The organism is Amycolatopsis nigrescens CSC17Ta-90, from assembly GCF_000384315.1.
GTDB lineage: Bacteria > Actinomycetota > Actinomycetes > Mycobacteriales > Pseudonocardiaceae > Amycolatopsis > Amycolatopsis nigrescens.
On sequence record NZ_ARVW01000001.1, the window covers coordinates 6,300,817 to 6,326,323 of the forward strand.

The 25,507-nt window shown below is 70.7% G+C and carries 27 protein-coding genes; 13 read left to right on the forward strand and 14 right to left on the reverse strand.

From position 1 onward, the window contains the following. Positions 1-60: 60 nt before the first annotated feature. The 4 genes from AMYNI_RS0130020 to AMYNI_RS0130035 are packed head-to-tail and all read left to right on the forward strand — an operon-like array spanning position 61 to position 3,777. Positions 61-1,212 (forward strand): acyl-CoA dehydrogenase family protein, encoded by a 1,152-nt coding sequence (locus AMYNI_RS0130020; RefSeq protein WP_020671795.1) that lies wholly within the window; start codon positions 61-63, stop codon positions 1,210-1,212. Continuing rightward, positions 1,209-1,985, forward strand: a complete 777-nt coding sequence (locus tag AMYNI_RS0130025) for an SDR family oxidoreductase (RefSeq protein WP_020671796.1) — start codon at positions 1,209-1,211, stop codon at positions 1,983-1,985. Before AMYNI_RS0130020 ends, AMYNI_RS0130025 begins: the two co-directional genes overlap by 4 nt. 7 nt (positions 1,986-1,992) lie before the next feature. Beyond that, positions 1,993-2,616, forward strand: a complete 624-nt coding sequence (locus AMYNI_RS0130030; RefSeq protein ID WP_020671797.1) for a TetR/AcrR family transcriptional regulator — start codon at positions 1,993-1,995, stop codon at positions 2,614-2,616. 9 nt (positions 2,617-2,625) lie between these two features. Then, positions 2,626-3,777, forward strand: a complete 1,152-nt coding sequence (locus tag AMYNI_RS0130035; protein WP_020671798.1) for an acetyl-CoA C-acetyltransferase — start codon at positions 2,626-2,628, stop codon at positions 3,775-3,777. On the opposite strand, the gene AMYNI_RS0130040 is transcribed toward AMYNI_RS0130035, so the two are convergent. The 5 genes from AMYNI_RS0130040 to AMYNI_RS0130060 all read right to left on the reverse strand — a co-directional run bounded on the left by AMYNI_RS0130040 (position 3,778) and on the right by AMYNI_RS0130060 (position 8,401). Next, positions 3,778-4,713, reverse strand: coding sequence for a helix-turn-helix domain-containing protein (locus AMYNI_RS0130040; protein ID WP_020671799.1), 936 nt, complete (start codon positions 4,711-4,713; stop codon positions 3,778-3,780). Between the two features lie 83 nt (positions 4,714-4,796). Beyond that, on the reverse strand, positions 4,797-5,504 hold the full coding sequence (locus AMYNI_RS0130045; protein ID WP_020671800.1) for an SDR family NAD(P)-dependent oxidoreductase: 708 nt from the start codon (positions 5,502-5,504) through the stop codon (positions 4,797-4,799). After that, a complete protein-coding gene (locus AMYNI_RS0130050; RefSeq protein WP_020671801.1) occupies positions 5,501-6,562 on the reverse strand; it encodes a 2,3-butanediol dehydrogenase in 1,062 nt (353 codons plus the stop codon). Before AMYNI_RS0130050 ends, AMYNI_RS0130045 begins: the two co-directional genes overlap by 4 nt. Further along, complete coding sequence (locus AMYNI_RS0130055; RefSeq protein ID WP_020671802.1) at positions 6,559-7,815, reverse strand: MFS transporter; 1,257 nt, start codon at positions 7,813-7,815, stop codon at positions 6,559-6,561. The genes AMYNI_RS0130050 and AMYNI_RS0130055 overlap by 4 nt, the downstream gene beginning before the upstream one ends. 52 nt (positions 7,816-7,867) lie before the next feature. Continuing rightward, the gene (locus AMYNI_RS0130060) at positions 7,868-8,401 is read right to left on the reverse strand and encodes a 2,4'-dihydroxyacetophenone dioxygenase family protein (protein ID WP_020671803.1); all 534 of its coding nucleotides are present in this window, start codon (positions 8,399-8,401) and stop codon (positions 7,868-7,870) included. A gap of 110 nt (positions 8,402-8,511) precedes the next feature. Here AMYNI_RS0130060 and AMYNI_RS0130065 point away from each other — a divergent pair, with 110 nt between their 5' ends. The 4 genes from AMYNI_RS0130065 (at position 8,512) to AMYNI_RS0130080 (ending at position 11,078) form a co-directional block, all read left to right on the forward strand. Then, positions 8,512-9,069, forward strand: coding sequence for a sugar O-acetyltransferase (locus AMYNI_RS0130065; RefSeq protein WP_020671804.1), 558 nt, complete (start codon positions 8,512-8,514; stop codon positions 9,067-9,069). Between the two features lie 34 nt (positions 9,070-9,103). After that, on the forward strand, positions 9,104-9,634 hold the full coding sequence (locus AMYNI_RS0130070; protein WP_020671805.1) for a signal peptidase II: 531 nt from the start codon (positions 9,104-9,106) through the stop codon (positions 9,632-9,634). Positions 9,635-9,780: 146 nt separating this feature from the next. After that, on the forward strand, positions 9,781-10,380 hold the full coding sequence (locus tag AMYNI_RS0130075) for a hypothetical protein (protein ID WP_026361124.1): 600 nt from the start codon (positions 9,781-9,783) through the stop codon (positions 10,378-10,380). Positions 10,381-10,382: 2 nt separating this feature from the next. Then, on the forward strand, positions 10,383-11,078 hold the full coding sequence (locus AMYNI_RS0130080) for a fibronectin type III domain-containing protein (RefSeq protein ID WP_020671807.1): 696 nt from the start codon (positions 10,383-10,385) through the stop codon (positions 11,076-11,078). Positions 11,079-11,106: 28 nt separating this feature from the next. On the opposite strand, the gene AMYNI_RS0130085 is transcribed toward AMYNI_RS0130080, so the two are convergent. Continuing rightward, complete coding sequence (locus AMYNI_RS0130085) at positions 11,107-11,880, reverse strand: class I SAM-dependent methyltransferase (RefSeq protein ID WP_020671808.1); 774 nt, start codon at positions 11,878-11,880, stop codon at positions 11,107-11,109. 58 nt (positions 11,881-11,938) lie between these two features. Beyond that, positions 11,939-12,523 carry a TetR/AcrR family transcriptional regulator gene (locus tag AMYNI_RS0130090; RefSeq protein WP_026361125.1) on the reverse strand — a complete coding sequence of 195 codons (585 nt, stop codon included), beginning with the start codon at positions 12,521-12,523 and terminating at the stop codon, positions 11,939-11,941. Positions 12,524-12,611: 88 nt separating this feature from the next. On the opposite strand from AMYNI_RS0130090, the gene AMYNI_RS0130095 reads away from it, so the two are divergent. After that, the gene (locus AMYNI_RS0130095; protein ID WP_020671810.1) at positions 12,612-13,484 is read left to right on the forward strand and encodes an SDR family NAD(P)-dependent oxidoreductase; all 873 of its coding nucleotides are present in this window, start codon (positions 12,612-12,614) and stop codon (positions 13,482-13,484) included. Here AMYNI_RS0130095 and AMYNI_RS0130100 read toward each other — a convergent pair. The 5 genes from AMYNI_RS0130100 to AMYNI_RS0130120 all read right to left on the reverse strand — a co-directional run bounded on the left by AMYNI_RS0130100 (position 13,481) and on the right by AMYNI_RS0130120 (position 17,889). Beyond that, the gene (locus tag AMYNI_RS0130100; protein ID WP_020671811.1) at positions 13,481-14,293 is read right to left on the reverse strand and encodes an alpha/beta fold hydrolase; all 813 of its coding nucleotides are present in this window, start codon (positions 14,291-14,293) and stop codon (positions 13,481-13,483) included. The genes AMYNI_RS0130095 and AMYNI_RS0130100 overlap by 4 nt on opposite strands. A gap of 105 nt (positions 14,294-14,398) precedes the next feature. Then, positions 14,399-15,448 (reverse strand): NAD(P)H-dependent flavin oxidoreductase, encoded by a 1,050-nt coding sequence (locus AMYNI_RS0130105; RefSeq protein WP_020671812.1) that lies wholly within the window; start codon positions 15,446-15,448, stop codon positions 14,399-14,401. Next, the gene (locus tag AMYNI_RS0130110) at positions 15,445-16,191 is read right to left on the reverse strand and encodes a CoA-transferase subunit beta (protein ID WP_020671813.1); all 747 of its coding nucleotides are present in this window, start codon (positions 16,189-16,191) and stop codon (positions 15,445-15,447) included. Before AMYNI_RS0130110 ends, AMYNI_RS0130105 begins: the two co-directional genes overlap by 4 nt. A 70-nt stretch (positions 16,192-16,261) precedes the next feature. After that, a complete protein-coding gene (locus AMYNI_RS0130115; protein WP_020671814.1) occupies positions 16,262-17,125 on the reverse strand; it encodes a CoA transferase subunit A in 864 nt (287 codons plus the stop codon). Next, entirely contained in the window at positions 17,125-17,889 is a 765-nt protein-coding gene (locus AMYNI_RS0130120; RefSeq protein WP_020671815.1) for an enoyl-CoA hydratase family protein, read from the reverse strand. Before AMYNI_RS0130120 ends, AMYNI_RS0130115 begins: the two co-directional genes overlap by 1 nt. A gap of 89 nt (positions 17,890-17,978) precedes the next feature. Here AMYNI_RS0130120 and AMYNI_RS0130125 point away from each other — a divergent pair, with 89 nt between their 5' ends. Together AMYNI_RS0130125 and AMYNI_RS0130130 are read left to right on the forward strand one after the other, a co-directional pair. Then, the gene (locus AMYNI_RS0130125) at positions 17,979-18,758 is read left to right on the forward strand and encodes an SDR family oxidoreductase (protein WP_157357512.1); all 780 of its coding nucleotides are present in this window, start codon (positions 17,979-17,981) and stop codon (positions 18,756-18,758) included. After that, complete coding sequence (locus tag AMYNI_RS0130130; protein ID WP_020671817.1) at positions 18,755-19,690, forward strand: SDR family oxidoreductase; 936 nt, start codon at positions 18,755-18,757, stop codon at positions 19,688-19,690. The genes AMYNI_RS0130125 and AMYNI_RS0130130 overlap by 4 nt, the downstream gene beginning before the upstream one ends. Positions 19,691-19,754: 64 nt before the next feature. On the opposite strand, the gene AMYNI_RS0130135 is transcribed toward AMYNI_RS0130130, so the two are convergent. After that, the gene (locus tag AMYNI_RS0130135; protein WP_020671818.1) at positions 19,755-20,918 is read right to left on the reverse strand and encodes a steroid 3-ketoacyl-CoA thiolase; all 1,164 of its coding nucleotides are present in this window, start codon (positions 20,916-20,918) and stop codon (positions 19,755-19,757) included. A gap of 276 nt (positions 20,919-21,194) precedes the next feature. On the opposite strand from AMYNI_RS0130135, the gene AMYNI_RS0130140 reads away from it, so the two are divergent. After that, positions 21,195-22,421: a cytochrome P450 gene (locus AMYNI_RS0130140; RefSeq protein ID WP_020671819.1), complete on the forward strand. Its 1,227-nt coding sequence runs from the start codon at positions 21,195-21,197 to the stop codon at positions 22,419-22,421. 33 nt (positions 22,422-22,454) lie between these two features. Continuing rightward, positions 22,455-23,207: a nucleotidyltransferase domain-containing protein gene (locus AMYNI_RS0130145; protein ID WP_020671820.1), complete on the forward strand. Its 753-nt coding sequence runs from the start codon at positions 22,455-22,457 to the stop codon at positions 23,205-23,207. Between the two features lie 4 nt (positions 23,208-23,211). Here the strand turns inward: AMYNI_RS0130145 and AMYNI_RS0130150 are convergent, their stop codons facing one another. Further along, a complete protein-coding gene (locus AMYNI_RS0130150) occupies positions 23,212-25,458 on the reverse strand; it encodes a GH92 family glycosyl hydrolase (protein WP_020671821.1) in 2,247 nt (748 codons plus the stop codon). Positions 25,459-25,507: the final 49 nt, after the last annotated feature.

The following is a 25,507-nucleotide window of genomic DNA, read 5'->3' on the forward strand; positions in this document are numbered from 1 at the left end:
GCCTACGCATGACCGCCTGTTTTGAACAGAGGAGCGGCGTTGTCAGAGGACCTTCCGGGCTTGCCGGACACCGAGTTCCGGGCGCGCGTGCGCGACTGGCTGGAGCGGAACCTGGCCGGGGCGTTCGCCGGGCTGCGCGGGCTCGGCGGCCCCGGCCGCGAGCACGAGGCCTTCGCCGAGCGCGTCGCATGGGAGCGGCACCTCGCCGAGGCCGGCTGGAACTGCCTCGGCTGGCCGGTGGCGCACGGCGGCGCCGGGGCCACCCTGGCCCAGCAGGTGATCTTCCACGAGGAGTACGCCCGTTCCGGGGCGCCCGCGAAGGTCAGCCACCTCGGCCAGGAACTGCTCGGACCCACCCTGATCGCCTTCGGCACGCCCGAGCAGCAGCGCCGGTTCCTGCCGCCGATCGTCCGGGTGGAACAGCTGTGGTGCCAGGGCTACTCCGAGCCCGGCGCCGGTTCGGACCTGGCCGCGGTGTCCACCACGGCGGCGCTGGACGGTGGCGAATGGGTGCTGCGCGGGCAGAAGGTGTGGACGTCGCTGGCGCAGGAGGCGGACTGGTGCTTCGTGCTGGCCCGCACCGAGCCCGGCTCGAAACGGCACCACGGCCTGTCCTACCTGCTCGTGCCGCTGGACCAGCCCGGGGTCGAGGTGCGGCCGATCCGGCAGCTCACCGGCACCTCGGAGTTCAACGAGGTGTTCTTCGACGGCGCGCGGACCGCAGCGGATCTGGTGGTCGGCGAGCCGGGACAGGGCTGGCGGGTGGCGATGGGCACGCTGGCCTTCGAGCGCGGGGTGGCCACCCTCGGGCAGCAGGTGGGTTTCCGCCGGGAGCTGCGCGCGCTGACCGAACTGGCCGAGTCGACCGGGGCCGCCGCCGATCCCGTGGTCGCGGACCGGATCGCCCGTGCCTGGATGGGGCTCGAGGTGATGCGCGCGCACGCGGTCCGCACCCTCGGTGATCCGGCGACCGGGGTGGCCGAGGTGTCCAAGCTGGTCTGGGCGAACTGGCACCGCTCGCTTGGCGAGCTGGCCATGCTGGTGCGCGGGGCCGGGTCGCTGGTCACCGAGGGCGCGCCCTACGAGCTGGACGAGTGGCAGCGGCTGTACCTGTTCAGCCGCGCGGACACCATCTACGGCGGCTCCAACGAGATCCAGCGCAACATCATCGCCGAGCGGGTGCTCGGGTTACCGCGAGAGGTGCGTCAATGATACCGGTGCCGAAGGACTTGGCAGGCCGCGAGTTGTTGCGGGACAAGGTGGTCGTGGTGACCGCCGCGGCCGGCACCGGGATCGGGTCGGCGGTGGCGCGGCGCGGCCTGCTGGAGGGCGCGCGGGTGGTGCTCAGCGATTGGCACGAACGGCGGCTCGCGGAGAAGGCGGCCGAACTCGGCGAGCTGGGCGAGGTGCACCCGATCGTCTGCGACGTCACCGACGAGACCCAGGTTCAGGGACTGGTCGACGGCGCGGTGGCGCGGTTCGGCCGGATCGACGTGCTGGTGAACAACGCAGGCCTCGGCGGGTCGAAGTCCATTGTGGACATGGCCGACGAGGAGTGGCAGCGGGTCCTGGACGTGACGCTGACCGGTACCTTCCGGATGACAAGGGCGGCCCTGCGCCGGTTCATCGAGCAGGGTGACGGCGGGGTGGTGGTGAACAACGCCTCGGTGATCGGTTGGCGGGCGCAGGCCGAGCAGGCGCACTACGCGGCGGCCAAGGCCGGGGTGATGGCGCTGACCCGGTGCGCGGCGGTGGAGGCGGCGCCGCACGGGATCAGGGTGAACGCGGTCGCGCCGAGCCTGGCGATGCATCCCTTCCTGGCCAAGGTGACGTCTGAGGAACTGCTCGAAGAGCTGACCGGGCGCGAGGTCTCCGGCAGGGCGGCGGAACCGGGGGAGGTGGCCAATGTGATGGTATTCCTGGCCAGCGACTACTCGTCCTATCTCACCGGCGAGGTCGTTTCCGTAAGCAGCCAGCACGCGTGAGGGAGTCATGAGCAAACAAGCGGCCAGGTCGTCGGTCTCCGGTCGCCGCGGTGAGCTGCTGGCCATCGCGGCGCGGCTGTTCGCCGACCGCGGTTTCGTCTCCACCACGGTTCGCGACATCGCCGACGCGGCCGGGATCCTCTCCGGCAGCCTGTACCACCACTTCGACTCGAAGGAGTCGATGGCGGACGAGATCCTGACCGGTTTCCTCGACGAGCTCTTCGGCACCTACGCCGACATCGTGGCGACCGGGCTCGGCCCGCGGAAGACCCTGGAGGCGGTGGTGGTCGCCTCCTTCGAGTCGATCCACGCGCATCCGGCCGAGGTGGCCATCTACCAGAACGAGGCCAAGCACCTCATGCAGTTCCCCCGGTTCGGCTACCTCAACGACCGCAACGCGGAGTTCCGCAAGCTGTGGAACGAGATCCTCGCCGGCGGGGTGGCCGAGGGCGCGTTCCGCGCCGATCTGGACGTGGAGCTGGTCTACCGGTTCATCCGGGACACCGTCTGGGTCGCGGTCCGCTGGTACAACCCCGGCGGCACGCTGTCCGCGAACGCGGTGGCCGAGCAGTACCTGGGAATCCTGCTGGACGGGATCGCCACCCGGCGCCGTCCGGTCAAGAAGCAGTAGGGAGCCGAAATGCCAGAGGCCTATGTGATCGACGCGCTGCGCACGCCCATCGGCAGGCGCGGCGGCGGGCTGAGCGGGGTGCACTCGGCCGACCTCGGCGCGCACGTGCTCGCCGAACTGGTGCGGCGCAACGACTTCGACCCGGCGTTGGTGGACGACGTGATCATGGGCTGCACGGACACCCTCGGCTCGCAGTCCGGCAACATCGCCCGCACCGCCTGGCTGGCCGCCGGCCTCCCGCAGCAGGTGCCGGGGGTGACGGTGGACCGGCAGTGCGGTTCCAGCCAGCAGGCCGTGCACTTCGCCGCGCAGGCCGTGCTCAGCGGCACGATGGACCTGGTGGTCGCGGGCGGGCTGCAGAACATGAGCCAGATCCCGATCAGCGCGGCGATGCTGGCCGGGCGGGAGTACGGCTTCCCGGACCCGTTCTCGGGTTCGAAGGGCTGGCAGGAGCGGTACGGCTCGACGGAGATCTCGCAGTTCCGCAGCGCGGACATGATCGCCGGGCACTGGGACATCTCCCGCGAGGCGATGGAGGAGTTCGCCTACACCAGCCATCAGCGGGCGATCGCCGCCATCGACGAGGGCCGGTTCGACCGGGAGATCGTGCCGTTCGGCGGGCTGGTGCACGACGAGGGGCCGCGGCGGGACACCAGCCTGGAGCGGATGGCCGGGCTGAAGCCGCTCGCCGAGGGCTCCCGGCTGACCGCCGCGGTGGCCAGCCAGATCTCCGACGGCGCGAGCGCGGCGCTGCTCGCGTCCGAGGGTTTCGTCCGCGAGCACGGGCTCACCCCGCGCGCCAGGGTGCACCACCTGAGCGTGCGGGCCGCGGACCCGGTGTGGATGCTGACCGGCCCGATCCCGGCCACCTCGCACGCGCTGCGCAAAACCGGCCTGGCCATCGAGGACATCGATCTTTTCGAGGTGAACGAGGCCTTCGCCAGTGTGGTGCTGGCCTGGCTGGAGGAGACCGGCGCGGACCCGGCCAGGGTGAACGTCAACGGCGGCGGTATCGCGCTCGGCCACCCGATCGGCGCCACCGGCAGCAAGCTGTTCGCCACCCTGCTGCACGAGCTGGAGCGCACCGGCGGCCGCTACGGCCTGCAGACCATGTGCGAAGGCGGCGGCACCGCCAACGTCACCATCATCGAACGCCTCTGATCACGACCGCAGTTGGCCGGGGGTGTGGCCGAAGCGCTGCCGGTACACCCGGGTGAAATGCGCCTGGCTGATGAACCCGAGGGACAACGCCAGCTCCGCGATGGTGCCGTCGCTGTGCCGGCGCAGCTCCTGGTGCGCGCGGTCCAGCCGGCGGTGCAGGACGTACCGCGCCGGGCTGACACCCTCGTCCGCGAAGATCCGGCTCAGCTGCCGGGTGGACACGTCCAGCGCGGCGGCGACCTGACCGGCGCACAACCGCGGGTCGCCCAGGTTGCGCTCGATGTAGTCCTTGGCCACGATCAGCCGCGACGGACCGCCGTGCACATGCTCGCCAGCCCGCGGCGCGGCCAGCGACTGCACCAGGTCCAGCACGGTGTCCTCGTCCCGCTCGCGGGCACCTGCGGCGAACCCGGCCAGTGTGCTGCGCAGGGTGGACACGATCGCACCCTCAGCGGCGGACTCGCGGCCGAACACCATCGGCGCCGGCACCCCACCGGGTAGGCAGCGTTCGGTGAACACCGAGCGCGGGATGTCCACCAGCAGCTGGCGCATCGGGGAGGAGAAGCCGAACAGGTAGGACTGCCGGGTGTCGTAGAGCACCAGGTCGCCGCCGGTCACGGTGAAACAGCCCTGCCCGTGGAAGAACACCGCGTCCCCGCTGACCAGCAGGCTGGCGAACACCGAGTCCTTCGGCTGCAGCCGGCACATCCGCGGGGTGCGCTCGATGACGTGCTCGTTGCCGGCGATGTCGGCCAGCCGCAGCTCGCCGAGCCGCAGGTTGGTCTGCCTGGCCAGCAGCCCGTGCTCGGAGTACGGCGAGCAGGTCAGCCCGACCAGCGCCTGCCGGTTGTAGTCCTCCCAGAAGTCCACCCGGTCCGGTGGGTCGATGCCTTCGGTGGACACACGGGAGACGACCGCGATCTGCTGCCCGGGCATTTCCGGACCTCCTCGGCTGACGGCTGCGGCGCATCAGCGTAGTCGGGTCGAGTGACTTCAGTCACGCGCCCCGCGGGTCCGGTTCAGGTGGCGAGATAGCCACCGTCCACCGGCAGCACCGCCCCGGTGACGTAACCGGCGGCGGGCGAGCAGAGAAACGCGATCACCTCGGCCACCTCGCGCGGCTCGCCGATCCGGCCAAGCGGGATCCGGCCGAGCACCGTCCCGGCCGCCGCCGGGTCGCCCAGCACGCCGCGGGCCAGCGGGGTGCGGATGAACCCGGGGGCGACCGCGTTCACCCGGATGCCCTCGCCCGCGTACTCCGCCGCCAGCGAGCGGGTGAGCTGGCCGATGGCGCCCTTGCTGGCGCTGTAGGCGGGGCGGTCGCGGCTGCCGGCGAAGGCGAACATGGACGAGACGTTCACGATGGTGCCGCCGGTGGCGCCGAGCCCGGGGCGGGCCGCCTCCGCGGCGGCCATCGCGGCGGTCAGGTTGACCGCCAGCACCCGGTCCCACACCTCGAGGTCGTACTCGGCCCGGTCGCGGCTGATCCCGGCGCAGTTGACCAGGTGGTCGAGCCGGGGCAGCCCGGCGATCAGCGCGGTCAGCCTCGGCCGGTCGGTGATGTCCTGGCGCACCTGGCTGATCCGCGCGTGCAGCGGAAGGTCCACCGGCGGCAGGCCGAGCGCGAGCACCTCGGCGCCGCGGTCGGCGAGCAGGACGGCGGTCGCCGCGCCGATCCCGGAGGTGCCGCCGGTGACCAGCACGGTCTGCCCGTCGAACCCGGTCATCGCGCTTCCCGCCCCGGCCGGACCAGCACCTTGAGCTGGTCGGTGTCGCCGGCCAGTGCCTCGAACCCGGCGCCGACCACGTCGTCCAGCCCGATCACCGAGGTCACCACCGGTTCCAGGGACAGCCATCCGGCCGCCACCAGTCGGATCAGCTCCGGATGCGCGTCGCGGTAGCCGACGCTGGCGATGATCGACTGCTCGTTGTTCACCAGCGCGAAGGCGTCGATGCTCAGCTCGCCGGCCAGGCCGAGCAGCAGCACCCGCCCGCCGCGGCGGGTGGCCGCGAGGCAGTCCCGCAGGGTGTGCTCGGCGCCGACAACCTCGAAGGTCGCGTCCGCGCCCTCGCCCCTGGTCAGCCTGCGCATCGCGGCCGGTACCGGTTCGACGCGCGGGTCGATGAGGTCGGTCGCGCCGAGCCGGCCGGCCCGGTCCAGACGCCGCGGGTTGACGTCGGCGGCCACGATCCGGCGCACCCCGCGCTGGGCGGCGAGCAGCACGGTGAGCAGCCCGATCGGGCCGAGCCCGACCACCAGCGTGACGTCGCCAGGGGTGAGCGCGGCGCGGCGGATCCCGTGCAGCGCCACCGCGGCGGGCTCCAGCAGGGCGGCTTCCCGCAGCGAAACGGAGTCCGGTAGCTGATGCAGCATGTACGCGGGCACGGTCGCGTACTCCGCCAGCCCGCCGTGCCCCATCAGCCCGGCGAAACCGAAGTCTCGGCAGACGTTGTACTCCCCGGCCACGCAGCGCGGGCAGGTGCCGCAGCGGTAGTGCGGTTCCACCGCGACCCGGTCGCCGACCGCGACCTCGGGCACCCCGCTGCCGAGCTCCACCACCGTGCCGGCGAACTCGTGCCCGAGCACCAGCGGTGCCCTGGTGCCGGACTGCGGATGCGGCACGGTGACCGGGATCGCGTGCGGCCCGCTGGTGTACTCGTGCAGGTCGCTGCCGCAGATCCCGCAGTAGGCCACCTCGATGGTCACCTCGCCGTCCTCGGGCGGGCGCACCGGCGTCTCCTCCACCCGGACGTCGTGCGCGCCGTACCAGACCGCCGCTTTCATCCGGCCGCCTCCGCGATCGGGGTCCTGCCCTTGCGCAGATGCAGCATCGGGGCGGTCTCCTTGAGCCAGCACGAAAGCAGCGCCACCAGCAGTGCGCCGCCGGCGGCGATGAACATGGCCGCGGACAGTCCCCACGCGTCCGACGCGCGGCCGGCGATGATCGGCCCGAACACCCCGCCCGCCAGCTCGCCGACCCCCATCACCAGCCCGAGCGTGCCGGCGAGTGCCGACGGCGGCACGGTTTCCGCCGGAATGGTGGCCATGAACAAGGTGAAGCAGCCGAGTCCGGTGTAGGTCAGGATGACCAGAACGCCCAGCAGCACCGGGTTCTCCACGAACACCACCAGCACCGGGCAGGCCGCGGCGATCGCGGAAAACCAGATCATGCTGCGGCGGCGGCCGATCCGGTCCGAGATCGCCGGGGTGAGAAAGCCCCAGAGCACCCAAGCCACCCCGAAGCAGGTCATCACCGCGCTCATCGTGCCGCTGGAGAACCCCTTCACCGTGGTCAGGTAGCTGGGCGTGAAGGTGATGATCACGACGAACCAGGTGAGGTAGCAGCAGGCCGCCAGCATGCACAGCAAGACGTTGCGGTGCGCGAGGATCTGCCGCAGCGTGACCTTTTCGGTGACGTTTTCACGGGATTTCACCGGTTTTCGCGGCACCTCGGGGACCGGCCGCGGGGCGGCAGGCCGGTCCCGCACCGACTTCGCGATCCAGACCGCGAGCAACAGGCCCGGCACGATCGTGACGTAGAACGCCGTCCGCCAGCCGTAGGCCTCGGCCAGCGGCACCACCACCAGCGGGCAGGCGATCCCGCCCAGCAACCCGGCGGAGGAACCCTGCACCAGCCCCATGTTCAGGCCGCGCCGGTGCGTCGAGGACGCGTCCATCATCAGCGACTGCGCGACCGGCAGCACCGCGCCCTCGGCGATCCCCATCAGCGCCCTGGCCACCAGCAGCCCGGCGAACCCGGTCATCAGCCCGGACATCGCGGAGAAGACCGAGAACAGCACCACCGCGGTGACCAGGATCGGTTTCCGGATGCCGAGCCGGTCCGAGATCCGGCCGGCGAACATGCCCGACAGCGCCCAGGTCAGCGCCAGCACCCCGGAGAGCAGGCCCAGCTCGGTGTTGGACAGCGGGAAGTCGCGGCCGATCTGCGGGGCGAGAAAGGCCAGTGCCTGGCGGTCGAAGAACACGAAACCGAACGACAGGAACAGGATCAGCAGCAGCCGGTTCTCGCGCGACATCGAGAGGACCTCACATCGTTGGGAGGGCGGGGAATCAGGGTCTCGGGCGGACTTATCGGAACAGCGAGTTCACTAGATCGGCGCCGAGCCCGACCTTCTCGTAGTGCTTGCGGCACATGTCGATGTAGTCGTGTACGTCGAAGAACCCGTCCGGCTCGCCCTTCTCGTCCAGCCAGATCAGCGGGCCCTTGACGATGAACAGCGTCTTCATCGGTTGCCCCGATTCGTAGGCCACCAGGGTGTGTCCTTCGCCGGGCGTCTCGTACACGAAGTCGCCGGCGGACGCGGTCCACGGCCGCTCCAGGTAGCCCCACTTGCCGGAGATCGTGTAGGCGAAGACCTCACGCGGGTGGTAGTGCCGGTTGACCAGCCCGGCCTCCTTGGCCCGCAGGATGTCCGACCACGAGTTGTCCTTCACGTTGATCCACAGTGGACGCGAGTCGACGGTCTCGGTGAACGGCACGTAGTACCGGTCGTCGTCGGTGGCCACCTGCGGCAGGTAGACCTCGGGCAGCGCGTCCGGGCGCATGGAGTTCTCGATCGGCGCGAGGTCCTTCCAGAACTCGGTACCGGCCTGTTCGGGCATGTCGCGGCTCCTCTCGGTGCGGGCCGGTCCAGTGAACCGCCGGGGGAGCTGGGGCGTCTTGCCGATTCGGGACACGCCGCTTGCCCGTTCCGGACCGGTAGCGTGGCGGCATGGGTGAAGGCAAGGAACGCATGCTGCGCGGCGAGCTCTACCAGGACAGCGACCCGGAGCTGGTGGCCGAACGCCGGCGCGCGACCCAGCTGTGCGACGAGTTCAACGCGACCGCCGCGGACGAGACCGGGCTCCGGGACGCCGTGCTGCACAAGCTGCTCGGCGCGTTCGGCGATGGCTCGTGGATCATGCCGAGGTTCCGCTGCGACTACGGCTACCTGATCGAGATCGGCTCGAACAGCTTCCTCAACTACGACGCGATCCTGCTCGACTGCGCGCCGATCAGGATCGGCGACGACGTGTCCATCGGGCCCCGCGCGCAGCTGCTCACCGCCCTGCACCCGGTGGAGGACCACCAGGCGCGGCGGGAGCGCTGGGAATCCGCGGCGCCGATCACCATCGGGGACAACGTCTGGTTCGGCGGCGGGGTGATCGTCTGCCCCGGAGTGACCGTTGGGAACGACACGGTGGTCGGTGCCGGCAGCGTGGTCACCAGGGACCTGCCCGCGAAGGTGTTCGCCGCCGGCAACCCGTGCCGGGTGATCCGCGCACTCTGAGCGCTGTCCAGGACGCCTGGCTAGGCTGGCCGGCATGACCGGTTCTGGATCACCCGCCGCCGTCCGCCGCTGGGCGGTCCTGCTGGCGGTACTGGTGCTGGTCGTGGACCAGCTGACCAAGCTGTGGGCCGAGTCGGCGCTGGAAGATCGCGCGCCGATTCCGGTGCTCGGCGAGCTGCTCCAGTTCCGGCTGCTCTACAACTCGGGGGCGGCCTTCTCCATCGGCCGCGGCTCGACCTGGATCTTCACCATCTTCGCGGCCGCGGCGGTGCTCTGGGTCGGCTGGCTGGTGGTCCGGGTCCGTTCCCGGGGCTGGGCGGTGGCGCTGGGCCTGCTGCTCGGCGGCGCGGCCACGCACCTCGGCGACCGGCTGTTCCGCGCGCCCGGTTTCGCGAACGGGCACGTCGTGGACTTCATCGACTACAACGGCTGGTTCGTGGGCAATATCGCCGATATCGCGCTGACCGCCGGTGCCGTGCTGGTCGTCGTGCTCACCCTGCGCGGCATCAGCCTGGACGGGCGGGGCTCCACCGAGCAACCGGAGGAGAGCGCCCCTCCGCAGTGACCCTGCCGCGCCGCTCGGGGTTGTCCAGACCTCTGCCGCGACTTAAGCTGTGCTGGCCGCCGCCACGTGGCTGGGAAAGCGGTTCCCGCGATCCTTGTCCGGAACAGACATATCCGCCGCCTGTTATCGGAAAGGGACACCCGAACATGTCGAAGTCAGCTCGTGCGCTGGCGTGCGCGGCCGTGATCTGCGGCCTGCTGAGCACGGCCCCGGCCGCACAGGCCCAGGTGGAGTCCGGCCCGTGGACCTCAACCTCGCCCACCTTCTCGGTGCAGGAACGCGGTTGCGGGCAGGTCGACAACCTCACCTTCACCCTCACCTGCTCCACGGCCAGCGGTGACCAGCGCGCGGAACGGCGCTACGCCACCTACACCGGCGGTACCCGCCAGTTCGAGGGCAGCTTCCGGATCACCAGCATGGGCGGGACCAGGATCAGCCTGAAGCAGACCTTCAACGATTCGGCCCCCGGCCCGTACTTCATGCTCGCCGTCGAGCGCGGCGGGCGGCTCTACGCGGTGCACGGCGGGGACACCGTCGCGACCGGCGCGACGGTCGGTGCCACGGTACGGGTCAACACCGTGCACCAGGTCGGCACCAGCCACCGCACCTACATCAACGGTTCGCTGCGGCACACCTACGCCAGCCCCGGCGGCAGTTTCTACGACAAGTTCGGCGCCTACCGGACCAGCAGCGGCCAGGGACCGGCCACCGTGGTGTGGAGCGGGGTCAAGTTCTGGCGCAAGTAGCGATGAGGCTCGCGACCGCGCTGCTGGCGCTGGTACTGGCCGGCTGCTCGGCGGCACCGGTGCCGGCCGAGCGGCTTTCGTCCACTTTGGTCTCCCCGGTGGACATCGAACTGCACTGGCAGGGCGACGATCCCGGCGCCGCCGGGCGGGTGGTGGAGTTCGCCACCGAGCCGCAGGGCGACTACACCGTGCTGGAGTACCTGCCGACGGCGAGGACCACCTTCCGGCATCCCGATCTCATTCCGGAAACCACCTTCTACCACCGGATCCGGGCCTACTACGGGCCGGTTTCGAATACCGTCGAGGTGGTGCTGCCGCCGGGCGAGTTCACCGAGGAGGATCAGCGCAACGACCACGAGTGGGCGCCGCCGAAGGTGATCCCCGGCGGCACCGCGGCGAAACACGCCGTCCGCAGCGCCGATCCGGCGGCGGCACCGGCCGGGCTGACCGCGACCGTCATGCACGCCAACGGGATCAGGTTCGGCTGGGCCGACAACGCCGGCGACGAAGACGGCTACCTGCTGGAGTCCAGGCCGGCGGGCGGCGGGGAGTTCGGGGTGACCGCGGTGCTCGACCCGGACGTCAACTCCTTCGGCCTGATCACGCTGCCGAACGAAAAACGAGCGGAGTACCGGGTTCGCGCCTACTACTACGGCCCTTCGTCCAACGTGGTCCACCACCGCACCGGTCGTGAGTGAAAAGTGTTGCCAGGACAACACTTTTCACTCACGACACCTGACCTGCGGGTTTGCGGGCTTCGATGAGGAAGCGCGTGCTGTGCGCGACGAACGGGCCGTCCGCCTCGATGCGGTCGTGCAGGCTCCGCAGTTCGTCGCGATACCGCGGCACGGTGAAGTCCGGCACCATCCAGATCACCTTGCGCAGGAAGTAGATCACCGCGCCGATGTCGTGGAACTCGACGCGCAGGGACTCGTCGCGCAGGTCGGTGACCGTCAGCCCGGCGGCCTCCGCGCCCGCGCGGGCTTCTTCGGACGCCCGGCGTCGCCGCACCTCGGGCGGTTGCGGGCCGAGGAAGTACTCCACCAGCTCGAACACGCTGGCCGCACCGACCTGCTGCGAGAAGTAGGTTCCGCCGGGCTGCAGCACTCTGGCGATTTCCGTCCACCAGGTGGTCACCGGATGGCGGCTGACCACCAGGTCGAAGGTGTCGTCGGCGAAGGGCAGCGGCGGCTCGTCCTCGTCGGCCACCACCGCCACCCCGCGCGGGCGCAGCAACTCGGTGGCTCGCGCGATGTTCGGCGGCCATGACTCGGTGGCTACGGTCAGCCGGGGCAGTTCCGGCACGCTGTCGAGCACTTCGCCACCGCCGGTCTGGATGTCCAGTGCGGCGGTGGCCCCGGCCATCCGCCCGGCCATGGTCCGCGCGTAACCCCACGAAGGGCGCTGCTCACTGGCGCGCCCGTCCAGCCAGGAGAAGTCCCACCCGTCCACCGAGACGGCCTCCGCCTCGGCCACCAGCTCCTCGAAGTCCCTTGCCATGCCGCCACTCTGACACCCGGTCGACGGCCCCGCCAGCCGATTTCCGGCAGTGCGGGCGTCACGGGTGCAGGAGGTCGAAGGCGCGGTCGAGCAGGGCGGCGCGGTCGGCGGTACCGCCGGAACGAAGCCATTCCCGTGACACCGCGTCCAATGCGGCCCCGGCCGCGGCGGTGAGCAGGTCGGCTTCGAACGCGCTCAGCTCCGCGCCCGGCCTGGCGCGGAGCGCGTCGCCGATCAGCGCCCGCGCCTGGTCGCGTTTCGCGTGCTGTGCAGCGCGCAGGGCGGGTGTGGACTCGATCAGCCGGAGGCCGGCGAGCTGCTCGGCGGAGGCGCGGATCCGCTCCTCCCAGCGCCGCAGCACTTCGCGCAGGCACTGCCAGGGCGGTTCCTCCGGCGGGCGTTCGCGGATCTCCGCCACCACCTGTTCGCCGAGCACCTCGACCGCGCCCAGCGCCGCGTCCTCCTTGGTGGCGAAGTAGCGGAAGAAGCTGCGTTTGGACATCCCGGCGGCCTTGGCGATGTCGTCCACGGTCGTCTCTGCGAAGCCGTTCGCCTCGAACAGCTCCATGGCGCGCTCGGCCAGCTCCGCGCGCACCGCGCGCCTGGTCCGGTCGCGGAGGCCCTCGCTCGCTTGACTTTCCACGAACCAACTGTATCTTTCGGCGTTAGATGACGAATATGTCACCTAGTGACAACTTGTGGGCAGTGCACTGGAACCTGGGAGAACGAAGATGGACGGCAGAACGGCACTGATCACCGGCAGCACCGGCGGCATCGGCAAGGAGACCGCCCGCGGGCTGGCGCGGCTGGGCATGCGCGTTCTGCTGGTCGGCCGGGACGAAGGCCGCGCCGCGGCGGCGGCCGAGGAACTCAAGCGCGACACCGGGAACGGTGAGATAGCGGCGTTCACCGCCGACGTCACTCGGCAACGAGACCTGCGCCGCCTCGCCGGCCAGGTGCGGGACCGCTACGACGCGTTGCACGTACTGATCAACAACGCCGCCGCGAACCGGCCGCGCCACGAGCTGACCGAGGACGGGGTCGAGACGGACTTCGCGGCCAACGTGCTGGCGCCGTTCGTGCTCACCCGGTTGCTGCTGCCGCTGCTGCGGGCGAGCGCGCCGGCCAGGGTGGTCAACATCACCGGCGGCATCCCCAAGGGCGCCATCGATCTGGCGAACCTGCAGGGCGAGCGGCGCTACGTCGGCCTGCTCGACTCGCAGTACAACCACACCAAACGCATCCTGATGGCGATGAGCTACGAGTTCGCCCAGCGGTTGCCCGGCACCGAGGTGACCATCAACGTGGCCTACCCCGGGCACGGTTTCACCCCCGGCAACCGGGAGATGACCATCGGCATGTTCCCGCTCGCGGCCAGGCCGCTGGCGCCCCTGCTCAGGTTGGCGATGCCGGTGCTCTTCGGCGCCAAGGCCATTTCGAAGGCGTCGCGGTCGAGCGTGTACCTCGCGTCCAGCGACGAGGTCGCCGGGGTGCACGGAAGCTACTTCGACCTCCGGAGCAGGCGGGCCGAATGGCCGTCCTTCGCCACCGACCCGCGCAACCGCGAGGCGATCTGGCGGCTCTGCACCCGGCTCGAGCGCTAGATCGGGACGGTGAGCAGCAGTTCCTTCAGCACGGCGGCGAAATCGGCCGGGTTGCGCTGCGGTGCGAGGTGCGCGCCGGGCATCTCCTCGAACGGCATGCCGAGCTCCAGCGCCAGCGTCCTGGCCGGGCGGTAGTGGTAGTAGCCCCGGCTGTCCCGGCCGGCCACCGGCAGCACCGGCACCCTGGTCCGGCGCAGCGCGGCGATATCGGGCAGGTACGAGTAGAACTCGGTGATCTCCCGGTCGAACAGCAGCCGCCACTCGTCCTGGTTGGGCAGCCGGACGGCGCGCAGCTCGGGCAGCGCGGCGCCGGAGATGGAGCCGACGAACTTCAGGAAAGCGCCCAGCAGGTCACCGGAGCGCGCGACCGCGACCTGTTCGTCGTTGAAGGCCAGCCACTGCTCGGCGTCCGGCAGCAGGCGCACCGCGGGTGGCTCGTGCGCGACCAGTCCCTTGACCACCCCGGGATGGGCGGTCACCAGCTCCAGGCCGATCTGCGCGCCCGCGCTGCTGCCGAAGACTGCGGCGGAGGGGAAGCCGAAGTGCTCGATCACCGCGCGGGCGTCCGCCGCCTGCCTGGCGACGGTGATCGGCCCGCTGCCGTGATCGGTGCTGCGGTAGTGCCCGCGCCGGTCGTAGCTCAGCACGGTGTACTCGCTGCTCAGGTCCTTGGCCAGGAAGCGGAAACCGTCCGCGGAGCCGAGCCCGCCGGCGATCAGCAGCAGCGGCGGGCCCTCGCCGGTGCGCTGCACGTGGAGTTCGGCGCCTTCGACGGCGCAGACGGCAGAGATCTGTTCTGCGGCGGGCATACCCGAAGTCAAGCAGATCCGGCCCGCTTCCCTCGAACCCACCCGCCCTGGGCAAATAGCCGACTTTTTGCCCAGGTGGGTGGCCCGCAGAGGGCAAATAGTCGGCTATTTGCCCTCGGGGAGCTGGGCGATGGACCGCTCGGCCTCGGCCACCACGCCCTCGACCAGCTCGGCCACGCTCGGCAGGTCGCCCAGCAGGCCGACGACCTGCCCGGAAGCGAGCACCCCGGCGCCGGTGTCCCCGTCCACCAGCCCGGCCCGCAGCAGCATCGGCGTGTTCGCCGCCATCAGCACCTGTGCCCAGGTGCGGTCCCCGCCGCGTTTCATGGCCAGACCTTCACGGGCCATCGCGAGCCAGGACAGCCCGGTGAGCCGCCGGAAACGCACCGCGTTCGCCGCCGCGCGGGCGAAACCGGTGGCCGGGCCGGACCGTTCCAGCGCCTCGACCAGCTCGGTGCGCAGCACCCGGTGCGGCATGCCGTCCACCTTCCTGGTGACCACCGTGTCGTTCAGCCCGCGCCGCAGATAGGCCTGTTTGACCGGTTCGGGCACCGTGCTCTCCTTGGTCAGCAGGAACCGCGTGCCCATCGCGACTCCGGCCGCGCCGTAGGCCAGCGCGGCGGCGAGCCCGCGGCCGTCGAAGAAGCCGCCGGCGGCGACCACCGGGATGTCCACCGCGTCCAGCACCGACGGCAGCAGCAGGGTGGTGGCCACCCCGCCGGTGTGCCCGCCGCCCTCGCCGCCCTGCACGATCACCGCGTCGGCGCCCCATTCGGCCACCTTCACCGCGTGCCGGGCGGCGCCGACCGAGGGGATCACCACGATGCCGGCGTCTTTCAGCCGCGCGATCATTTCCCGGCGCGGGGCCAGCGCGAAGGACGCGACCCGGACCCCTTCGGCGACCATCAGGTCCACCCGGCGGCCGGCGTCCTCGGCGTCCGCGCGCAGGTTGACCCCGAACGGCCGGTCGGTGCGCTCCTTGGTCTCCTGCACCGCGAGGGCGAGCTCGTCGAAGCTCATCGTTGCCGAGGCCAGGATGCCAAGCCCGCCGGCCTCGGCGGTGGCCGACACCAGCCGCGGCCCGGCGACCCAGCCCATCCCGGTCTGCACCACCGGATGGCGCACCCCGGTCAGCTCGGTCAGCGCCGTCCTCATGACGGGACCTCCTTGTCCCGCAAGGACTTCGGGTCGACCACCGTGCGCAGCAGCCGCAGCTCCTCCGCCGTCGGCGCCCTGGTTTCGGTGGTCCGCGAGGTGTCCAGCTCGAAGGAGGTCGCCTCGGTCACCTCGGCCACCGTCACCCCCGGATGCACCGACAGCAGCCGCATCGCGTGCCCGGCACCGCCGAAGTCCAGCACGCCGAGGTTGGTGACCACCCGGTGCAGGTCGTGGAACCGCCACGCGGACGGTCCGGCCTGTTCCGCGCGGTCATAACCGACCCCGGAAACCACGTCCACCTCCGGCACGAACACCCTGGTGCCGTGCCTCGGCACCCAGTAGCTGGTGCGGTGGTTGACCGTGTTGCCGGGACCGCCGCGCACCCCGAGCAGCTGCTTCTTCGGCCGGGCGTGCTCGCCGATCGCGGAGATGTTCTGGTTGCCGTACCGGTCGATCTGGTTGGCGCCCATCACCACATGCCGGTTTCCGTGCGGCACCACGGTTTCCAGCACCTTGCGGAAGGGCTGCCAACCTTCGATCACCGGCTCGCCGCCGGTGTTCGCCAGCAGGTATGCCTCGCCGTCGGACAGCAGCAGATCGGGCTCGAAGGTGAGCCTGGCCAGCTTGGCGCCGATCGAAGGCAGCAGGCCCATCGGGCTGACCACGATCTCGCCGTCGCCCCGGAACAGCTCGGCGCACGCCACCGCCGCGTACTCGGCCCTGGTGACTGTGGTGCTCATGCCGCCTCCTGTGTCTTGCGGGGCACCCGCACCCGGTCGGCCCGCATGAATGGGGCTCCGCCAGTGTCAGTCATGCGGCCTCCTCGGTGAACCGGGCCACCTCGGCCTGGTAATGCGCCTCGTCGCCGGAGAGGAAGCGGTCCACGAACTTCGGCCACTCGCCGGGATCCTTCGCAGCCGCCACGTAGTGCCGCTGGAATCGTTCGTCGCGGCCGTAGTCCGGGGCGGCGGTGGTGAAATGCGCGCCGTTCGGCGTTTCCGCGACGCCGTGCACCAGCCCGCGGCTCAGCAGCAGGCTCTGCACCGGTGCGGTCGCGGTCAGTTCCGCGGTCTCGACGACCTTCTCCACCGAGACGTAACAACGCTTCGCGGCGAGCGCGAACAGTTCGTCGAAATACGGGTCCGGGCCGAGGTACTGCGCGTTGCCCCTGGCGTCCGCCCGGTTGAGGTGGACCAGCGCGGCGTCCAGCTCCAGCGCGGGCACCGCGAGCAGCTCCTCGCCGTCCGGGTAGGGCGAGCGCACGGTCTTCAGGTGCGGGTTCAGCCGGAGCACGTCCGAGCCGAGGCCGGCCCTGGTCGGCAGGAACGGCAGCCGCCCGGCGGCGGCGGAAAGCCCGGTGCCGAACACGCCTTCGTCGTACTCGGTCACCTCGATCTCACCCGCCTCGCGGACCCTGCCGAACCACGGGTCGTAGGGCACCGAGTCCAGGGTGACGAAACCGAAGACCAGCCGTCGGATCTTGCCGGCCGAAGCGAGCAGCCCGACGTCCGGACCGCCGTAGGACACCACGGTCAGATCCCGCAACGGCGAGCGCAGTATCGCGCGCACCAGCGCCATCGGCTTGCGCCGGGAGCCCCAGCCGCCGATGCCGACGGTCATCCCGTCGGTGAGCTCGGCGACCACCTCGTCCGGGGTCATCCGCTTGTCGGCCATCAGTTCCCCTTGCCGTTGAGGAATTCCTGGCGCGCGGAGTCGCCCGCGCCGGCCAGGTTGAGCTCGAAGGTGAAGCCCTGTTCGAACCGGTAGCTGCGGTGCACCGGCTGCGGGTCGATTCCGTTGATGGCCTCCTTGGCCGCCCTGATCACCCTGGTGTCCTTGGCCGCTATCCGCCGCGCCAGCGCGAGCGCGGTCTCGTCCAGCTCGGCCTTCGGCACCACTTGGTACACCGAACCGTGGTGGTGCAGCTGATGCGCGTCCACGGTGCCGGCGGTGTAGTACAGCGTGCGCATCAGGTGCTGCGGCACCAGCCTGGCCAGGTGCGTTGCCGCGCCGAGCGCGCCACGGTCCACTTCGGGCAGTCCGAAGGTGGCGTCGTCGGCGGCCACCACCACGTCCGCGTTGCCGACAAGGCCGATCCCGCCGCCGAGGCAGAACCCGTGCACGGCCGCGATCACCGGCACTGCGCACTCGTACACCGCGGAGAACGCCGCCGCGCAGCCCCGGTTCGCGCCGAGCAGCGCGGTGTAGGAGCCGTCCTCGCTTTCCCGCTGGATTTCCTTGATGTCCACGCCGGCGTTGAAGCCGCGGCCTTCGGCGCGCAGCACCACGACATGACATTCCGGGTCCTCGCCGGCGGCGGTCACCGCGGCCGCGAGATCGAACCAGCCTTGCACGGTCAGCGCGTTCACCGGTGGGGCGTGCACGGTGACCAGCTGGATTCCCGGCTCGGCGCGGGCGGTGGTGACGGGGGCAGGCATATCGGCCTCGCTTCCAAACCTAGCACTTGCTTGGTACGTTAGCAGGACGTCCGACTTCAGGTACAGACCCGAGCGGGAGGTGCGGCCCGGTGCCCATGGAACTCGGCCTGGACGGCAAGGTCGTGCTCGTCACCGGTGGCGTCCGCGGCGTCGGTGCCGGGATCACCGCGGCCTTTCTCGCGGCCGGTGCGCAGGTGGTGACCTGCGCCCGGCGTCCGCCGGAACACCCGGCGGGCGAGGCCGCCTTCCTGCCCTGCGACGTCCGCGATCCCGCTCAGGTGGAGCGCATGATCGGCGAGCTGACCGGGCGGTACGGCCGGCTCGACGTGCTGGTGAACAACGCCGGCGGCGCCCCCTACGCCGAGGCGGCCGCCGCGTCCGACCGGTTCCACGAGAAGGTGGTCGCGCTGAACCTGCTCGCTCCGCTGACCGTGGCCAGATGTGCCAATGCCGTTATGCGACAACAGGATTCCGGCGGCGCGATGGTGAACATCAGCAGCGTCAGCGGGACGAGGCCGTCGCCGGGCACGGCGTCCTACGGCGCGGCCAAGGCCGGCCTGGCCAGCCTGACCGAGAGCCTGGCGGTGGAGTGGGCGCCCAAGGTGCGGGTGAACGCGCTGGCGGTGGGCATGGTCCGCACCGAGCAGGCCGAACTGCACTACGGTGACGCGGCCGGGGTCGAAGCCGTCGGCTCGACCGTCCCGTTAGGACGGTTGGCGGAACCGAGCGAGATCGGCGCCTGTGCGGTCTTCCTGGCTTCACCGCTGGCTTCCTACGTCAGTGGCGCCTGCCTGACGGTGCACGGCGGCGGAGAACTGCCCGCCTTTCTGGCGGCGAGTACGGCGAAAACGGCAGAGGAGCGTGGATGAGCGGCATCGCAGACGGCCGGGTGGTCATCGTCACCGGAGCGGGCCGGGGGATCGGCAGGGCGCATGCGCTGGCCTTCGCCGACGCGGGCGCGCGGGTGGTGGTGAACGACCTCGGCGCCGGCCTGGACGGCAGCGGCGGCTCCGGCGGTCCGGCGCAGCAGGTGGCCGACGAGATCGTGGCGGCCGGCGGCGAGGCGGTGGCGAACACCGACGACGTCGCGGACTGGGCCGGTGCCGGGCGGCTGGTGCGGACCGCGGTGGACACCTTCGGCGGGCTGGACGTGCTGGTGAACAACGCGGGCTTCCTGCGCGACCGGATGCTGGTGAACCTGACCGAGCAGGAGTGGGACGCGGTGGTCCGGGTCCATCTGAAGGGCCATTTCGCGCCGATGCGGCATGCCGCGGAGTACTGGCGCGCGGAGAGCAAGGCAGGGCGGACCCGGTCGGCCAGGGTGGTCAACACCAGCTCGGGCGCGGGGCTGCTGGGCAGCGTCGGGCAGGGCAACTACTCCGCGGCGAAGGCCGGGATCGCCGGGCTGACCCTGGTCGCGGCCGCGGAGTTCGGCCGGTACGGCGTCACCGTGAACGCGATCGCGCCCGCCGCGCGGACCAGGATGACCGAGGGTGCCTTCGCCGAGGACATGGCCGCCCCGGCGGACGGTTTCGACGCGATGGCACCGGAAAACGTGTCCCCGCTGGTGGTCTGGCTGGGCAGCGCGGAGTCCTCGGCGGTGACCGGCCGGGTGTTCGAGGTGGACGGCGGCCGGGTCTCGCTGGCCCAGTCGTGGCGGCACGGCCCGGCCGAGGACAAGGGCGCCCGCTGGGAACCCGCCGAACTCGGCCCCGTCGTCACCCGCCTCATCGCCGCCGCCCCCCCCCCCCCCCCCCCCCCCCCCACCCCCCCCCCCCCCCCCCCCCCCCCCCCCCGCTGAATGCAGCGAAGGCCACCTTGCCTGCGTTGGATGCAGGCAAGGTGGCCTTCGCTGCGTAACGGGGTCAGAGGCGTTCGAGGATGGTGGCGGTGGAGAGGGCGCCGCCGGCGCACATCGCGATCAGCGCGGTGCTCGCGTCGCGGCGTTCGAGCTCGTGCAGCGCGGTGGTGATCAGCCGGGTGCCGGTGTTGCCCACCGGGTGGCCCAGCGCGATCGCGCCACCGTTGACGTTCACCTTCGCCGGGTCGGGCCGGTGCACCTGCTGCCAGGACAGCACCACCGACGCGAAGGCTTCGTTCACCTCGAACAGGTCGAGGTCGCCGATGGCCATCCCGGCGCGCCGGAGCACGCGTTCGGTCGACTGCACCGGACCGTCCAGGTGGTAGTAGGGCTCGCTGCCGACCAGCGCCTGCGCCACGATCCTGGCCCGCGGCCGCAGCCCGAGCCGCCGGGCGGTGTCCGCCTCCATCAGCAGTACCGCGGACGCGCCGTCGGAGATCTGCGAGGACGTGCCGGCGGTGTGCACCCCGTCCTCGAGCACCGGCTTGAGCCTGGCCAGGCCCTCGACGGTGGTCTCGCGCAGCCCCTGGTCCTTGCTGACCAGCCGGGCCTCCCCGGTCGGCGCGCCGTCTTCGCCGAGCACCGGCGCCTTGACCGGGACCACCTCGCGTTCGAACCGGCCTTCCGCCCATGCTTCGGCGGCCTTGCGCTGGGAGTCAGCGCCGAACCGGTCCACGTCCGCCCGGCTCAGCCCGCGCCGGACCGCGATCCGCTCGGCCGCGCCGTACTGGTTGGGCATGTCGATCGCCCAGGCGTCCGGCTTGGGCAGGCCCGCGTCCACCCCGCGGTTGGCGCCCAGCGGCACCCGGCTCATCGCCTCCACCCCGCAGGAGACGCCGACGTCGATCGCGCCCGCCGCGATCAGCCCGGCCACCAGGTGCGTGGCCTGCTGCGCCGAGCCGCACTGGGCGTCGATGGTGGTGGCGCCGGTGGCCTCGGGCAGTCCGGCGTGCAGCCAGGCGGTGCGGGTGACGTTGCCGGCCTGCTCGCCCGCCTGGGTGACCGAGCCGCCGATGACCTGCTCGGCCAGCGCCGGGTCCAGCCCGGCCCGTTCCAGCAGCGCGGCCTGCGCGGCGCCGAGCAGCTCGGCCGCGTGCAACCCGGAGAGCCACCCTCCGCGTTTGCCGATCGGCGTCCGGACGGCTTCCACGATGACGGGTTCACGCACAGTCGTCTCCTTTGCTAACTATCCGGCTCTTCGTCAAAACTAGAACACGTTCTGATTTTGAGCAAGGCCGACCGCGGTCAACCGCCATTTGGTGACTCTCTGCCTGGCCTTTGCCTACCAGGAGTTTATGATCGCGACTCTGTCAGTAAACGGGTTTCACTGAGCCTCTTTTCTTAGTTAACACCGTATGCTTAAATCCTCGTCTAGAACGTGTTCCACGGTTTCCGTGGGGTGCGGGTATCCCGCAGGCAGCAACGAAGCGCTCTGGAGGTAGCCGTGGCCACACCGCTCATTCCCGCTGGGTTCGACTTCACCGATCCCGACCTGTACGCGACCAGGCTGCCACTGGAAGAGTTCGCCGAACTCCGGCAGACCGCCCCGGTCTGGTGGAACCCGCAGCGGCACAACGTCGCCGGGTTCCGCGACGAGGGCTACTGGGTGGTCACCCGGCTCGAGGACGTCAAAGAGATCTCCAAGGACAGCCAGCTCTTCTCCTCGCAGGAGAAGACCGCGATCATCCGGTTCGACGAGAACATCACCGAGGACAACCTGAACGCGAACCGGCTCGTCCTGCTGAACATGGACGCCCCGCAGCACACCAAGCTGCGCCGGATCGTGTCCAAGGGGTTCACCCCGCGCTCGATCGGCAAGCTGGAGGACGCGCTGCGCGACCGGGCCGCCCGGATCGTGCACGCGGCGAAAGCCAAGGGCTCCGGGGACTTCGTCACCGACGTCGCCTGCGAACTGCCCCTGCAGGCCATCGCCGAGCTGATCGGCATCCCGCAGGAGGACCGGCTCAAGATCTTCGACTGGTCCAACCAGATGATCGCCTACGACGACCCCGAGTACGACATCGAACCGATCGCGGCCTCCGCCGAACTGCTCGGCTACGCCTGGAACATGGCCGAAGAGCGCCGGAAGTGCCCGATGGACGACATCGTCACCAAGCTGATCGAGGCCGATGTGGACGGTGAGTCGCTGGCGTCGGACGAGTTCGGCTTCTTCGTCCTGCTGCTCGCGGTGGCCGGGAACGAAACCACCCGCAACGCCATCACGCACGGCATGAAGGCGTTCATCGACCACCCCGACCAGTGGCGGCTCTACCAGCAGGAGCGGCCCAAGACCGCGCCGGACGAGATCGTCCGCTGGGCCACCCCGGTGGTCGCCTTCCAGCGCACCGCGACCGCGGACACCGAGCTCGGCGGCCAGCGGATCCGCAAGGGCGACCGGGTCGGCATGTTCTACAGCTCGGCCAACTTCGACCCCGAGGTGTTCGACGAGCCGGAGAAGTTCGACATCCTGCGCGACCCCAACCCGCACGTCGGCTTCGGCGGCACCGGCTCGCACTACTGCATCGGGGCGAACCTGGCCAGGCTGGAGATCGACCTGATCTTCAACGCGATCGCGCAGGAGATGCCCGGCATCAGCGAGGTCGCGGCGCCGGAGCGGCTGCGTTCCGGCTGGCTCAACGGCATCAAGCACTACCAGGTCAAATACGAGTGATCGGATCGCGGCGGGACACTAGGGTCCCGTCTCATGCACGATCATGAGTTCACCGCGCACGTGGCCGACCGGTTGGCCGGCCTGCCGGGGGTGCGCGCGGTTTCCCTCGGCGGGTCACGGGCGCAGGGCACGCACCGGCCGGACAGCGACTGGGACTTCGCGCTGTACTACCGGGACCGGTTCGACCCGGCGGAGCTGCGCGCGCTCGGCTGGCCCGGCGAGGTGTCCGAGCTCGGCGGCTGGGGCGGCGGGGTGTTCAACGGCGGCGCCTGGCTGCGGATCGACGGCAGGCCGGTCGACCTGCACTACCGCGACCTCGGGGTGATCGAGCACCAGCTGGCCGAGGCGCGGGCCGGGCGGTTCCAGGTGGAGCCGCTGATGTTCCACCTCGCCGGGATACCGAGCTACCTGGTGCTCGGCGAGCTGGCGCTCAACCTCGTGCTGCACGGGGAGTTGCCGAAGCCGGCGTACCCGGACGCGCTGCGCGCCGCGGCGCCGAAGGCCTGGTCCGGCATGGCGACGCTGGTGCTCACCTACGCTGAGGCGAACCACGCGCCGCAGGGCAGGCTGACCGAGACGGCGGGCGCGCTGGCGCAGGCCGCGCTGCAGACCGCGCACGCGGTGCTCGCCGCCCGCGGTGAATGGGTGACGAACGAGAAGACCCTGCTCGCCCGCGCCGGCCTCCGCGAGATCGACCGCATCGTCGGCGCCCTCACCCCGGACCCGGCCGCCCTCACCGCCGCCGTCGCCGAAGCCCGCGCCCTCCTCACCGCCACGGGCAAATAGTCGGCTATTTGCCCGGGTTCCAGGGGTGCGGGGTGGGGCTCATGGTGAAGCGGAGTTCGCCGCCGCGGGTCAGGTCGCGCTGGGAGATGAACGGCTCAGCGACCGGTTTTCCGTTGACGCGCAACGACTTCACGTACTTGTTCGACGCCGAGTTGCCGGGCGCGGAGACCACCAGCGGCCGTGGCGAGCCGGGCAGCCGGAGGGTCACCTCGTCGAAGAACGGGCTGCCCACCGCGTACTGGTCAGACGCCGGGTTGACCGGGTAGACGCCGATCGCGGAGAGCAGGTACCAGGCCGACATCTGGCCGAGGTCGTCGTTCCCGCTGAGCCCGTCCGGCCGGTTCGCGTAGTCGCTCTCCGCGATCGCCCGCACCTGCTCCTGCGTCTTCCACGGCTGGCCAGCGTAGTCGTAGGAGTAGGCGATGTGGTGGCTCGGCTCGTTGGTGTGGTTGTTGTGCCCCTCCGCGAAATGCCGGTCCAAAGTGGACGTGAAGCGGTCCTTGCCCATCAGCTCGATCAGGCCGGGCATGTCGTGCATGACGTCGAAGGTGTAGACCCACTCGTCGCCCTCGGTCCAGCCGCCTTCGGCCCACGTCCCGTCGAAGTTCCGCGACTGCATGAAGCCGGTCTCCGCGTTGTACATGTTCCGGTAGTTCTTGCTGCGCTGTAAGAAGAACTCGGCGTCCGCCGGTTTGCCGACGGCCTTGGCCACCTGGGCGACGGCCCAGTCCTCGAAGGCGTAGTCCAGCGTCCGCGAACCGGCTTCGGCGGTCCGGTCCGAGGCCACCCAGCCGTTCTGCTTGTAGGTGGTCAGCCCGGCCCTGGCCTCCACCGGAGTGCCCTCCTCGCGGTCGGCGAAGCGCAGCTCGGTGTCGCGGTCCGGCGGGGTCATCGCGTTCTTGTGCACCGCCTCGTACGCCAGCTTCCGGTCGAACCCGTGGAAGCCCTTGTTGAGCACCTCGGCGATGATCGAGTCCGCGTTGGTGCCGACCATGATGTTGGTCTCGGTCGGGTTCTTCCACATCGGCAGCCAGCCGCCCTCCCGGTAGTCCTGCAGCATCGACGTGACCATGTCGTCGATCCGCTCCGGCGCGAACAGGGTCAGGAAGGCGTTCTGCGCGCGGAAGGTGTCCCACAGCGAGTAGCTGGTGTAGCTGGTGCCGTGGTGCACCTTGTCGTCGTAGGCGCTGTAGTAGCGGCCGTATTCCGACATCTCCGACGGGTACTGCAGGGCGTGGAACATGCCGGTGTAGAAGTTCGCGAGCTGGTCCTTGCTGGCGCCCTTGATGTGCACCCGGTCCAGTTTCTCGCTCCAGGCCGCCCTGGTGCCCGCGGCCACCGAGTCGAACCCGCGCCAGGCCGGGATTTCCCGCCGCAGGTTCTCCCTGGCCTGCTCGACCGAGATGAACGAGGTGCCGATCCGCACCCGCACCTGGCCGGTGCCCGCCGGGAACCGCACGTACGCGCCGACCCCGGCGTCGGTGCGGCCGCGCTCGTTTTCGTGCAGCGCCTCGCCGGTCGACGTGCCGTAGCTGTCGAACGGGGTGTCGAAGCTGGCCACGAAGTAGCCCTTGAAGTTCGCCGCCTTGAACGGGCCGAGCTTGTTGTCCTGGCGGTCCGGGTTGTAGCCGGTGATCTCGCGGCGCTCCTGGTCCACGTTCACCTGGCCACGGATGCCGGCCCTGGTCGCCTCCAGCACGAAGTTGGCCGGCATCCCCTCGGGGTAGCTGAACCGCATGTCGCCGGCGCGTGAGGTGCCGGTCAGCTCCGCCTTCAGCGTCTTCCCGGCACCGGCTTGGAGGTCCACGGAGTACTTCGACGGGGTGGCGATTTCGTCCTCGTGCCGGTAGGGCAGGGCGCGCGCGTCCATCCCGGCCTTGACCTCGCCGACGCCCGGCATCCCGGTCACGTAGCCGTAGTCGCCCATCCAGATCGCCGGCTGGTGGGTGCCGATGAAGCCGCTGATCGCGGTGTCGTCGTGGTGGTACGGCAGCCTGCTCACCCAGTTCTGCCTTGTCATCGGCGACCAGCGGGTCATCGCGAACGGTGGCGCGGTGCTCGGGATCATGCCGCCGTACTCGGTCGCGCTCTCCCCGTCGGTGCCGATCAGCGGGTTGACCAGGTCCACGTTCGAACCCCGGTGCGGGGCCACCTGGGACGCCGAAGCCACCGGGGCCGCGGCGACCAGGCTCAGCGCCAGCACCACCACGGCGAGCAGTTCGGGCAGGTGGACGGTTCTGCGAGCACGCATGGCTCCTCCAGGCTGACAACGCTGTCACCCGGGCCCGCGCATTCCTTGC

What these genes read in the sequence shown, in the direction of transcription:
- AMYNI_RS0130025 (WP_020671796.1), top strand. Translation starts at nt 1,209, where the DNA reads ATGATACCGGTGCCGAAGGACTTGGCAGGCCGCGAGTTGTTGCGGGAC.
- AMYNI_RS0130030 (WP_020671797.1), top strand. Translation starts at nt 1,993, where the DNA reads ATGAGCAAACAAGCGGCCAGGTCGTCGGTCTCCGGTCGCCGCGGTGAG.
- AMYNI_RS0130035 (WP_020671798.1), top strand. Translation starts at nt 2,626, where the DNA reads ATGCCAGAGGCCTATGTGATCGACGCGCTGCGCACGCCCATCGGCAGG.
- AMYNI_RS0130040 (WP_020671799.1), bottom strand. Translation starts at nt 4,713, where the DNA reads ATGCCCGGGCAGCAGATCGCGGTCGTCTCCCGTGTGTCCACCGAAGGC.
- AMYNI_RS0130045 (WP_020671800.1), bottom strand. Translation starts at nt 5,504, where the DNA reads ATGACCGGGTTCGACGGGCAGACCGTGCTGGTCACCGGCGGCACCTCC.
- AMYNI_RS0130050 (WP_020671801.1), bottom strand. Translation starts at nt 6,562, where the DNA reads ATGAAAGCGGCGGTCTGGTACGGCGCGCACGACGTCCGGGTGGAGGAG.
- AMYNI_RS0130055 (WP_020671802.1), bottom strand. Translation starts at nt 7,815, where the DNA reads ATGTCGCGCGAGAACCGGCTGCTGCTGATCCTGTTCCTGTCGTTCGGT.
- AMYNI_RS0130060 (WP_020671803.1), bottom strand. Translation starts at nt 8,401, where the DNA reads ATGCCCGAACAGGCCGGTACCGAGTTCTGGAAGGACCTCGCGCCGATC.
- AMYNI_RS0130065 (WP_020671804.1), top strand. Translation starts at nt 8,512, where the DNA reads ATGGGTGAAGGCAAGGAACGCATGCTGCGCGGCGAGCTCTACCAGGAC.
- AMYNI_RS0130070 (WP_020671805.1), top strand. Translation starts at nt 9,104, where the DNA reads ATGACCGGTTCTGGATCACCCGCCGCCGTCCGCCGCTGGGCGGTCCTG.
- AMYNI_RS0130075 (WP_026361124.1), top strand. Translation starts at nt 9,781, where the DNA reads ATGTCGAAGTCAGCTCGTGCGCTGGCGTGCGCGGCCGTGATCTGCGGC.
- AMYNI_RS0130080 (WP_020671807.1), top strand. Translation starts at nt 10,383, where the DNA reads ATGAGGCTCGCGACCGCGCTGCTGGCGCTGGTACTGGCCGGCTGCTCG.
- AMYNI_RS0130085 (WP_020671808.1), bottom strand. Translation starts at nt 11,880, where the DNA reads ATGGCAAGGGACTTCGAGGAGCTGGTGGCCGAGGCGGAGGCCGTCTCG.
- AMYNI_RS0130095 (WP_020671810.1), top strand. Translation starts at nt 12,612, where the DNA reads ATGGACGGCAGAACGGCACTGATCACCGGCAGCACCGGCGGCATCGGC.
- AMYNI_RS0130100 (WP_020671811.1), bottom strand. Translation starts at nt 14,293, where the DNA reads ATGCCCGCCGCAGAACAGATCTCTGCCGTCTGCGCCGTCGAAGGCGCC.
- AMYNI_RS0130105 (WP_020671812.1), bottom strand. Translation starts at nt 15,448, where the DNA reads ATGAGGACGGCGCTGACCGAGCTGACCGGGGTGCGCCATCCGGTGGTG.
- AMYNI_RS0130110 (WP_020671813.1), bottom strand. Translation starts at nt 16,191, where the DNA reads ATGAGCACCACAGTCACCAGGGCCGAGTACGCGGCGGTGGCGTGCGCC.
- AMYNI_RS0130115 (WP_020671814.1), bottom strand. Translation starts at nt 17,125, where the DNA reads ATGGCCGACAAGCGGATGACCCCGGACGAGGTGGTCGCCGAGCTCACC.
- AMYNI_RS0130120 (WP_020671815.1), bottom strand. Translation starts at nt 17,889, where the DNA reads ATGCCTGCCCCCGTCACCACCGCCCGCGCCGAGCCGGGAATCCAGCTG.
- AMYNI_RS0130130 (WP_020671817.1), top strand. Translation starts at nt 18,755, where the DNA reads ATGAGCGGCATCGCAGACGGCCGGGTGGTCATCGTCACCGGAGCGGGC.
- AMYNI_RS0130145 (WP_020671820.1), top strand. Translation starts at nt 22,455, where the DNA reads ATGCACGATCATGAGTTCACCGCGCACGTGGCCGACCGGTTGGCCGGC.
- AMYNI_RS0130150 (WP_020671821.1), bottom strand. Translation starts at nt 25,458, where the DNA reads ATGCGTGCTCGCAGAACCGTCCACCTGCCCGAACTGCTCGCCGTGGTG.